1 protein-coding gene and 2 pseudogenes are annotated in these 1,230 nt (G+C 49.7%); 2 read left to right on the plus strand and 1 reads right to left on the minus strand.

Features of this window, described 5'->3' with window-relative positions; genetic code table 11:
- Positions 1 to 141 precede the first annotated feature (141 nt).
- A pseudogene (locus QZ506_RS15565) lies at positions 142 to 660 on the minus strand (PTS sugar transporter subunit IIC); the annotation flags it as partial.
- Positions 661 to 777: 117 nt separating this feature from the next.
- On the opposite strand from QZ506_RS15565, the pseudogene QZ506_RS15570 reads away from it, so the two are divergent.
- Together QZ506_RS15570 and QZ506_RS15575 are read left to right on the plus strand one after the other, a co-directional pair.
- Positions 778 to 1,011, plus strand: a pseudogene (locus QZ506_RS15570) (PTS lactose/cellobiose transporter subunit IIA); the annotation flags it as partial.
- A 107-nt stretch (positions 1,012 to 1,118) separates the two neighbouring features.
- A partial coding sequence (locus tag QZ506_RS15575) for a helix-turn-helix domain-containing protein (RefSeq protein WP_367272991.1) occupies positions 1,119 to 1,230 on the plus strand: 112 nt, incomplete at its 3' end.

Genomic DNA, 1,230 nt, shown 5'->3' on the forward strand with positions numbered 1-1,230 from the left:
AGCCCAGTGAAACGACGGATCCTCGCAACGTAAAATCATGCAGTTAGGCCTCATGAGAAAAGTGTACACCTGAGATGACAAGAATTTTCAACCAAAACTGGCATGGAAAAACAGCATGATTACCTATTATTCAACAAAGCCGCGCAAGCGATCTACTTTTTCCAGCTTGCTGTGGATCTCCACCGAGAGGATGGTAATAAACATGCCGAGAAACAGGCTGTTGGTATCCGAGAACTGTCGCGCCAACACGTCTTTTACCGGCACCGTTTGTCCGTTCACCACGATATCGATGGTGGTGGGCGTAATCGAAATCAGGCAGATCACGGCCAGCAGAACGGGAAACAGGCTGCGTGAGCCGTTAATGCGCCCCAGTTCGATCCCGATCAGAAACACCGCGCCAATGGTCAAAAAATTGAGCGTCGCGTAGTTGATACCGCTCATGATGGGTTTGAGAGGTGCCAAAAAAGAAAACATCGCGAAACTAGCAAGACAGTTTTTCGGATCGAGCACCATGTTGAAGATCAGCACGGAAAAGGCACCGACTATAATCACCGGCATCAGGGTAATAAACGAGGCCTCGATGGCCATAATATAACGCAGGCTATTGAACTTATCGGCAAAAGAACCCAATGAGTCAATCACTTGCTCCTTGAATGACACAACAGCACCTCGTCACAATGGTTGTGTCGTGTGGGACAGCGCCCCAGATAGCCGTTACGCACAGAATGCATACCGCTCATCGCGCATGTGCGTTTGGCATACCATAAGAGGCTAAAAATGACGATTGAGATGGAAACCACCGTAATGGAGTTGATCATCAATGCCGGAGAAGCGCGTTCTCAGGCGATGATGGCCATTCAGGCAGCGCGCCAGAAGAAGTGGGAACTGGCCGCAGCATCATTAGCCGCCGCCCAGGACGCTGTGCAAGCCGCGCATCTGATCCAGACGCAACTGATTGGGGAAGATGAAGGGCAAGGAAAGATACCGGTCAATCTGATCCTGGTACACGCCTAAGATGTATTAGTCGCGACTAGATCTGACACTGGACCTTGAAAGGTTGAGAGTTACCGGTTTTGATATGGGTGTCTGATCCTTAAACAAAACGCGAGGTAACTCTCATGCTTCATGCTAACAATCCCATTATCAAACACAAAGCCGGCCTGCTCAATCTCGCCGAAGAACTCGGTAACGTATCAAAAGCCTGCAAGATCATGGGCGTGTCACGCGATA

The organism is Candidatus Symbiopectobacterium sp. (assembly GCF_020054415.1).
GTDB lineage: Bacteria > Pseudomonadota > Gammaproteobacteria > Enterobacterales > Enterobacteriaceae > Symbiopectobacterium.